We start from the raw sequence: 6,299 nt of genomic DNA, 5'->3' as shown, positions 1-6,299 counted from the left end.
CGGCCGCGCGGGTCACCGCCTTCTACGCCAGCGCATCCTGCTCAGCTGACCCAGGGCCCAGGACGATCACCGACTACGAAAATCTTGTAAGAGCCTATAAGGGGACAGGACCCGAGATTCCGGCGGGCGCGCACTGCCGCTGGTTCGGGCTGTACGGTGCGCCCGGTGCCGGCTGGAACGAGGAGCATGTGGCGCGATTCTGCTTCCGGGACGGGGCGTTGGTGGAGAAGCTGGAGTACGTCGCCCGGGGCTGAGTGCCCCCGTGCGCGGGGAGTGCTCCGGCCGGGGCGGGCCGGGCCGGTTTCGGAGCACGGTGGTCCGGAACGGGGTGGTTCGGAGCGGTCTCTCCGGGATGTGAGGATGGTGCCGCAGCCGAAGCACCGTTCGAGGGGGAATGACCAGCGTGATCCGAGTCCTCGTCGCCGACGACGAGCCGCTGATCCGGGCCGGGATCAGGATGATCCTCGGCTCCGCCGACGACATCGAGGTGGTCGCGGAGGCCGCCGACGGGCGCGAGGCGCTGGACCTCGCGCGGGCGCACCGGGTGGACGTGGTGCTGCTGGACATCCAGATGCCGGTGATGGACGGGCTGACGGCGCTCGGGGAACTGGCGAAGGCCGCCCCCGGCGCGCGGGCCCTGATCCTCACCACCTTCGGGGAGCGCGAGAACGTCCTGCGCGCCGTGGCCGAGGGCGGCGCCGGGTTCCTGCTCAAGGACACCGCGCCGAACGAGCTGATCCAGGCCGTCCGGGCGGCGGCCGGCGGGAACGCCTTCCTCTCCCCGGCCGCCACCCGGCACATCGTCGACTCGCTGGCCTCCGGGCGCAGCGCCTCGCTGGCCGCCCGCGCGGTGGCGGCGCGGCGCCGGCTGGAGGTGCTCACCCCGCGCGAGCTGGAGGTGTTGGCGCTGCTCGGCGAGGGTCTGTCCAACGCCGACGCGGGGGCGCGGATCCACATGAGCGAGGCGACGGTGAAGACCTACGTGAGCCGGATCCTGGCCAAGCTGGGCTGCGACAACCGGGTCCAGGCGGCGTTGCTGGCACGGGACGCGGAGCTCGACAGCCGCGACTGAGGGTCACTTTTCGATCGCCGTGCGTAGTGGGCGTGACGGATGCCACTCGCGGGCGGTGCGGAACCGGGAACTCCGGACCGGACGGTGACGGTGCGTCAGCCGACGATTCCTCCGCGTTGATGGCGTGTGAGCTTTCTCGGAGGGATAGGTGTGAGCGAGGGCACGGAATTCGACCATTTGATCTTGAAAATTCGGTCGAAATCCGTCAAATCAGGCACATCTTCTTGATCAATACCGCCGGTAACAGTCAACTGACCTGCGACGTCCAAGAATTGCTTGCTGCGTCCGGGTGATGCCCCCTAGCTTCATTGGCGGCGCAACGAGCGCCACCCGGGTTCACCCCGACGCACCGCCCGCCGACTGACCAACGGCGCGAGGGCGGTGCCCGCCGACCAGGCCGGCTCGAACAGGCCGTCGGCGTGCGGAGGTGACCGGGGCGGCACGGCACGTCCGACACGTGTCCGGCCGCCCGTCGAGTGAGGTGAGCGAAAAACTGCCGGCCCATGTCCCGGGCCTGGTTCCGCATGCCCACCCGGGACTTGTCGAGAGGACTTGTATGAATCCCCGTCACGAGACCGCCGCTGCCACCGACACCACCGCCACCGCCACCGTCGCCGCCAAGCGTCACCGCGTTCGGATGGCGGTCGTCGCGGGCGCCGCCGTCGCGGCCCTGCCGGTGGCCGGCCTCGTCACGGCCACCTCGGCCTCCGCCGCCACCGCCTCCACCTGGGACGCCGTCGCCCAGTGCGAGAGCGGCGGGAACTGGAGCATCAGCACCGGCAACGGCTTCCACGGCGGACTGCAGTTCTCCCCGTCCACCTGGGCCGCGTACGGCGGGACCGCCTACGCCTCCCAGGCCAACAAGGCGACCAGGGCGCAGCAGATCGCCGTCGCGGAGAAGGTCCTCGCCTCGCAGGGCCCGGGCGCCTGGCCCGTCTGCTCGCAGAAGGCGGGCCTGAGCAGGGGCGGCGCGCCGGCCGCCGTCGACACCTCGGGCGACACGGCGGCCAAGCCGACCGCGAAGGCGGCCAAGCCCGCCAAGCCCGCCGCCGCGCCCGCCGCCAAGCCCGCCACCGGCAAGGCCGCCGCCACGCAGCAGGCGCCCAAGGGGCAGCCCTCCGCCAAGCCGGCGCAGTCCGCGCCGGTCGCGCCGAAGAACACCGCCGCGGGTGGCTACACCGTTAGGAGCGGTGACACCCTGAGCGAGATCGCGGCCAAGTTCGGCACCGACACGGACAGCCTGTACCGCAAGAACGCGCGCACCATCGGTGACGACCCGGACCTGATCTTCCCGGGCCAGACGCTGGCGGTCTGACCGTCCGACGGGCTGACGGGCTGACGGGCTGACGGCTCGACGGCCTGACGGCCCGACCCGGGTCCGCCCGACGCGAAGCCGTCTGACGGAGCCTTGTGAACCGGCCGAGCGGCCGCCCTGGACGGGGGCGGCCGCTCCGGCCGGTTCCGGTGCGTTCGCGGGCCGTTAACGGCCCGTTACGGGCCGCCTGGGGCCGCCTGGGGCCGCCGAGGCCGCTGCGGTCCGCTCGGCCGGGCCGATTCGTCGCGCACTTCGATCCGGAGTCGGTGCGCCGCCCGGACGGGTCCGGTGCGGCGCGTGCGGTGGTGGCGGCGTTGCGGGCGGCCGGCTTCGAGTACCGGGCGCGCCGGCACCTGCTGGTCCTGGACGGCGCACGGGCGGTCGCGCTGCCCTTCGCCTACGCCGGAGCCGACCCGGCGGCTGGGCCCAACTACACGGGCCGGCCGGCGGTCGGGTCGTACTACCACCGGCGGGAGCGCGCGCCGGGGTGAGGGGCCCTCGGAGGCATTGTTGAACGTTGAACGCAACGTCCGAATACCGCCGGAGGTTTGAAGCGCCCGAGACCAGGATCGAGTCATGTCCGCGATGGCAACGAGGAGTTCTGGAGACATGACGATGAACGGTGCGACGGCGCTCGACGGCAAGGTGGCCCTGGTGACCGGCGGCAGCCGGGGGATCGGGGCGGCGGTCGCCCTGCGGCTGGCCGAGGACGGCGCCGACGTGGTGCTGACCTACCAGGGCGGCGCGGAGCGGGCCGAGGAGGTCGCCGCGAAGATCACCGCGATGGGGCGGACCGGCTGGGCCGTCCGGGCGGACAGCGCCGACCCGCAGGCGGTGCAGGGCGTGGTCGAGGCCGTCGTCGAGCGGTTCGGCAAGCTGAACGTCCTGGTGAACAACGCGGGTGTCGGCATCCTCGGCCCGATCGGCGACCTCACGCTGGAGGACGTCGACCGGACGCTGGAGGTCAACGTCCGGGCGCCCTTCCTGTACGCCCGGGCGGCCGGCGCGCACCTGGCCGAGGGCGGGCGGATCGTCACCATCGGCAGCTGTATCGCCCAGCGCGTCGCCTTCCCCGGCGCCACGCTGTACGCGACCAGCAAGGCCGCGCTGATCGGCCTGACCAAGGCGCTGGCCCGGGAGCTCGGGCCGCGCGGGATCACCGCCAACCTGGTCCACCCCGGGCCGATCGACACCGACATGAACCCGGCCGACGGCCCCTCGGCGGAGTTCCAGAGCGGGCTCACCGCGCTCGGCCGCTACGGCACCGGCGCGGAGGTCGCCGCCGCCGTCGCCTACCTGGCGGGCGAGGACGGCCGGTACGTCACCGGCGCCGAGCTGGCGGTGGACGGCGGCTTCGCCGCCTGACGCCTGACGCCCGGCGGGCCTGCGGGCCCGCGGGCACGGTGTCGTGACGGGCGGTTGTCGGTGCCCGCGCTTACGATCGCCCGGCACGACCCCGTGCTCCCGCCCCGGGACCCCGTACCGAGAGGTGTGCCATGACCGCAGCGGAAGACCCGATCGGGCTGCTCGCCCGGGCCCTCGCGCAGACCGCCGGGCTGATCGACGGCACCGGCGTCGAGCTGGCCGGTCACCCCACGCCCTGCCGCTCCTGGGACGTCGGCGACCTGGTCAGCCACCTCCTGCACGACCTGCGGCAGTTCACCGTACGGGCGAAGGGCGGGCAGCCGGACTGGTCGGAGCCCTTCGAGCGGGTCGAGGAGGACTGGCTGCACGCCTTCGAGGCCGGGGCGGAGGAGCTGGTGGACGCCTGGCGGGCGGCCGGCGACCTCGGCGGCACCGTGCAGGTCCCCGGCGTCGGCGCCCTGCCGGCCCGCTTCCCGGTGGACCAGCAGATCGCCGAATTCGCCGTCCACGGCTGGGACTTGGCCCATGCCACCGACCAGTCCACCGAGGGCCTGGACCACGAGGTCGCGCTCGCCGCGCTCACCTGGGCGAGTGGTGCGCTCAAGCCCGAGTACCGCGGATCCGAGGAGGAGCACCACGCCTTCGGCCCGGCCGTCGCCGTCCCCGACGACGCCCCGGCGTACGACCGGCTCGCCGCCTTCTTCGGCCGCGACCCGGCCGCGAGCGTGCACGGCTGACCCCCCTGCACCGGACCCCCCGCACCGGACCCCCCGCACCGGACCCCCCTGCGGCTGCCCCCTACGGGTGGCTCCAGCGGAACTCGATCTCCGGGGCGCGCGGAGACGGGCCGTCGAGGATCGGTGAGGGGAGGCCGCGCAGGAAGCGGTCGGCGAAGGCCCGCACGTAGCCGCGGGTGAGCTCGGTGGCGCGGGCCGGGGGCAGGGTGCCGAGCAGGGCGGTGTACTGCTCGGCGGGAAGGTGGTCCGCGAGGTGGCCGGGGGCGGCGGCGTGCGGCAGGTCGGTGAAGCTGAGGTGGCCCGCGCCCAGGGTGCGCAGCTGGCGGCCCCAGGCGTGGTGGTGCTCGCGCCAGCGCTGCCAGGTGTCGTGGTCGTCGATCGAGGTGAGCAGCAGGAACGGCCGGTCCAGCCCGAGGTCCGGGACGGGGGAGCCGAACAGGCCGCCGTCGAGGTCGAGGCCGATCCTCAGGCGCCGGTCCTGGCGCAGCGCCTCGGCGGCCGCTGCTCCGCCCATGGAGTGGCCGAGCACACCGATCCGCTCCTCGTCGACCCGGAACGGCAGTCGGCGGCCGGTCAGTTGACCGATGACGAAGCGCAGGTCGCCGACCCGCGCGGCGATCTCCTTGTGCTCGGCGGCGTCCCAGTCCGGCGGCTCGTCCGGCAGGACGCTGTGCACCAGCCGGCCGTCCGGGAACTCGACGGCGGCCGCGTCGTAGGTGTGGTCGAGGGCCGCGACGAGGTAGCCGTGCGCGGCCAACTCCTCGGCCAGCGCGGTGCAGTTGCTGCGCCCGCCCTTGCGGCCGTGCCCGAGCAGCAGCAGGGGGAGCGGGCCGGGGTGGACGGGTGCGCCGGCGCGGGCGGTGGGGCGGACCAGGGCGAGGGTGCCCGGGTCCAGCGGCAGGATCCGCTCGATCGCGGCCGCGACCCGCGGGGTGGTGTAGGGCGCGCGGGGCCGGTCGGCGGTGCCGCGCGCCGGGTACCAGAACTGCACCATCAGCTCGCGCGGGCCGGGGACGGGCGCGAACGGGTCGAGCCGGTCGTGGTCGACCAGGTGCAGGCTCGTGGTGCCGACCGGACGGCCGGCGGTGGGCGCGGGCAGGTCGATGGTGCGCGGCGGGGCGGCCTGGGCGGGCCCGGAGGGCAGCAGGGCGGCGGCCCCGCCCAGGCCCGCGAGGGCGAGCAGCGAACGGCGCCTGATCATGCGTCATCCTCGTCGGCTGGGTGACTGGCGTCCGGTCAGCCTAAGTGGTCTGGACCGGCGGGTCCAGGGTGCCGGACGGCGGCGCCGGCCCGCGGTCAGTGCTTGGCGGCCTGCCGGGCGGCGGCCTGCTTGATCGCCTCGCGGATGCGCGGGTAGGTGCCGCAGCGGCAGACGTTCTGGATCCGGTCGATGTCCGCGTCCGTCGGGTTCGGGGTGTGGCGCAGCAGGGCGACGGCGGTCATGATCTGGCCGGGCTGGCAGAAGCCGCACTGGGCGACGTCGCAGGCGAGCCAGGCCTCCTGGACGGGGTGGAGGACCTCGCCGTCGGCCAGGCCCTCGATGGTGGTGACGGTATGCCCTTCGCAGTCCTTGACGGACCGGGTGCAGGGCTGGAACTCCTGGCCGTCCAGGTGGCTGGTGCAGGCGCGGCAAACACCCACCCCGCAGCCGTACTTGGGGCCGGTGACGCCGAGCTTGTCGCGCAGGACCCAGAGCAGCGGCATGTCGTCCGGGGCCTCGACGGTGACGGGCTGCCCGTTGAGGACGAAGGTGTGGGTGGGCATCGGGAGTCGGGATTCCTCAGCTGGTGGTCAGATGGTGCCGGTGGCC

General features: G+C 74.0%; 7 protein-coding genes and 1 pseudogene. 6 read left to right on the top strand and 2 right to left on the bottom strand.

Going from position 1 to position 6,299, the window contains the following annotated elements:
* From ACFWP2_RS14595 to ACFWP2_RS14570, 6 genes and pseudogenes are all read left to right on the top strand, one after another.
* A pseudogene (locus ACFWP2_RS14595) lies at positions 1–254 on the top strand (hypothetical protein); the annotation flags it as partial.
* Positions 255–403: 149 nt separating this feature from the next.
* The gene (locus ACFWP2_RS14590) at positions 404–1,072 is read left to right on the top strand and encodes a response regulator (RefSeq protein ID WP_380450853.1); all 669 of its coding nucleotides are present in this window, start codon (positions 404–406) and stop codon (positions 1,070–1,072) included.
* Between the two features lie 556 nt (positions 1,073–1,628).
* A complete protein-coding gene (locus ACFWP2_RS14585) occupies positions 1,629–2,387 on the top strand; it encodes a transglycosylase family protein (RefSeq protein ID WP_380450832.1) in 759 nt (252 codons plus the stop codon).
* A 266-nt stretch (positions 2,388–2,653) separates the two neighbouring features.
* On the top strand, positions 2,654–2,878 hold the full coding sequence (locus tag ACFWP2_RS14580; protein WP_380450829.1) for a hypothetical protein: 225 nt from the start codon (positions 2,654–2,656) through the stop codon (positions 2,876–2,878).
* Between the two features lie 118 nt (positions 2,879–2,996).
* Positions 2,997–3,752, top strand: a complete 756-nt coding sequence (locus tag ACFWP2_RS14575; protein WP_380450827.1) for an SDR family NAD(P)-dependent oxidoreductase — start codon at positions 2,997–2,999, stop codon at positions 3,750–3,752.
* Positions 3,753–3,883: 131 nt separating this feature from the next.
* Positions 3,884–4,489, top strand: a complete 606-nt coding sequence (locus ACFWP2_RS14570) for a TIGR03086 family metal-binding protein (protein ID WP_380450824.1) — start codon at positions 3,884–3,886, stop codon at positions 4,487–4,489.
* A gap of 61 nt (positions 4,490–4,550) precedes the next feature.
* Here ACFWP2_RS14570 and ACFWP2_RS14565 read toward each other — a convergent pair whose 3' ends face one another.
* Positions 4,551–5,690, bottom strand: coding sequence for an alpha/beta hydrolase (locus ACFWP2_RS14565; RefSeq protein ID WP_380450821.1), 1,140 nt, complete (start codon positions 5,688–5,690; stop codon positions 4,551–4,553).
* Between the two features lie 95 nt (positions 5,691–5,785).
* Positions 5,786–6,253, bottom strand: coding sequence for a (2Fe-2S)-binding protein (locus tag ACFWP2_RS14560; protein ID WP_380450818.1), 468 nt, complete (start codon positions 6,251–6,253; stop codon positions 5,786–5,788).
* Positions 6,254–6,299 lie beyond the last annotated feature (46 nt).

This window comes from Kitasatospora sp. NPDC058444, assembly GCF_042721415.1.
Taxonomy (GTDB): Bacteria; Actinomycetota; Actinomycetes; order Streptomycetales; family Streptomycetaceae; genus Kitasatospora.
This window is presented reverse-complemented; position numbering and strand designations above follow the sequence as displayed.

Bases quoted from the DNA above. Each gene is read 5' to 3' on its own strand.
- ACFWP2_RS14560 (WP_380450818.1), bottom strand. From the start codon at position 6,253: ATGCCCACCCACACCTTCGTCCTCAACGGGCAGCCCGTCACCGTCGAG.
- ACFWP2_RS14570 (WP_380450824.1), top strand. From the start codon at position 3,884: ATGACCGCAGCGGAAGACCCGATCGGGCTGCTCGCCCGGGCCCTCGCG.
- ACFWP2_RS14565 (WP_380450821.1), bottom strand. From the start codon at position 5,690: ATGATCAGGCGCCGTTCGCTGCTCGCCCTCGCGGGCCTGGGCGGGGCC.
- ACFWP2_RS14575 (WP_380450827.1), top strand. From the start codon at position 2,997: ATGACGATGAACGGTGCGACGGCGCTCGACGGCAAGGTGGCCCTGGTG.
- ACFWP2_RS14585 (WP_380450832.1), top strand. From the start codon at position 1,629: ATGAATCCCCGTCACGAGACCGCCGCTGCCACCGACACCACCGCCACC.